This window comes from Bifidobacterium sp. AGR2158 (assembly GCF_000424225.1).
GTDB lineage: Bacteria > Actinomycetota > Actinomycetes > Actinomycetales > Bifidobacteriaceae > Bifidobacterium > Bifidobacterium anseris.
Genome location: NZ_AUJM01000010.1, coordinates 1 through 1266 on the forward strand (window position 1 = coordinate 1; position 1266 = coordinate 1266).

Genomic DNA, 1266 nt, shown 5'->3' on the forward strand with positions numbered 1-1266 from the left:
GCGATCCGCCCCATGTCACCATGTCGCATCGCGTTGTACCGGCCATTGTAGCATGCGTGAAGCCCTGGACGTAAGGGGCATGATGATCTGACGTCATCCCCACCTTCCTCCGAGTTGACCCCGGCGGTCCCGCATGAGTTCCCACCATGACGTGCTGGCAACATGCGGCGAGGGTTGCGCTCGTTGCGGGACTTAACCCAACATCTCACGACACGAGCTGACGACGACCATGCACCACCTGTGAACCCGCCCCGAAGGGAAGCGACGTTTCCGCCGCCGACAGGCACATGTCAAGCCCAGGTAAGGTTCTTCGCGTTGCATCGAATTAATCCGCATGCTCCGCCGCTTGTGCGGGCCCCCGTCAATTTCTTTGAGTTTTAGCCTTGCGGCCGTACTCCCCAGGCGGGATGCTTAACGCGTTAGCTCCGACACGGAACCCGTGGAAAGGGCCCCACATCCAGCATCCACCGTTTACGGCGTGGACTACCAGGGTATCTAATCCTGTTCGCTCCCCACGCTTTCGCTCCTCAGCGTCAGTAACGGCCCAGAGACCTGCCTTCGCCATTGGTGTTCTTCCCGATATCTACACATTCCACCGTTACACCGGGAATTCCAGTCTCCCCTACCGCACTCAAGCCCGCCCGTACCCGGCGCGGATCCACCGTTAAGCGATGGACTTTCACACCGGACGCGACGAACCGCCTACGAGCCCTTTACGCCCAATAAATCCGGATAACGCTTGCACCCTACGTATTACCGCGGCTGCTGGCACGTAGTTAGCCGGTGCTTATTCGAACAATCCACTCAACACGGCCGAAACCGTGCCTTGCCCTTGAACAAAAGCGGTTTACAACCCGAAGGCCTCCATCCCGCACGCGGCGTCGCTGCATCAGGCTTGCGCCCATTGTGCAATATTCCCCACTGCTGCCTCCCGTAGGAGTCTGGGCCGTATCTCAGTCCCAATGTGGCCGGTCACCCTCTCAGGCCGGCTACCCGTCAACGCCTTGGTGGGCCGTCACCCCGCCAACAAGCTGATAGGACGCGACCCCATCCCATGCCGCAAAAGCCTTTCCCACACCCCCATGCAGGGGCGCGGAGCATCCGGCATTACCACCCGTTTCCAGGAGCTATTCCGGTGCATGGGGCAGGTTGGTCACGCATTACTCACCCGTTCGCCACTCTCACCCCGGCAGCAAGCTGCCAGGGATCCCGTTCGACTTGCATGTGTTAAGCACGCCGCCAGCGTTCATCCTGAGCCAGAATCGA

General features: G+C 60.3%; 1 rRNA gene. It reads right to left on the minus strand.

Annotation, left to right across the window (positions count from 1 at the left end):
• Window positions 1-1266, minus strand: a 16S ribosomal RNA gene (locus G606_RS0100415); the annotation flags it as partial.